We start from the raw sequence: 257 nt of genomic DNA on the forward strand, positions 1-257 counted from the left end.
AACTTATAATGATGCGGGTGCAACTGCAAGCGATAACTTTGATGGTGATATTACCGCAAATATTTCTATCGTCAGTAATGTAAATACTAATGCGGTTGGTAATTACAGCGTGACATATAACGTGAGTGATGCGACGGGTAATGCAGCAAGCACGGTTACGCGTGTAGTAAATGTAACAACAGATGTAACTGTGCCGGTGATTACGTTGCTAGGATCTACTCCGGTAAATATAGAACTGGGCGGAACTTATAATGATG

At 41.2% G+C, this 257-nt stretch carries 1 protein-coding gene; it reads left to right on the forward strand.

Annotated features, from left to right (window positions below):
• Positions 1–257, forward strand: a 257-nt coding sequence (locus tag DIZ80_02125; protein RDH85236.1) for a cell wall-binding protein, incomplete at both ends; no start/stop codon positions are given.

The organism is endosymbiont of Galathealinum brachiosum, assembly GCA_003349885.1.
Classification (GTDB): Bacteria; Pseudomonadota; Gammaproteobacteria; order SZUA-229; family SZUA-229; genus SZUA-229.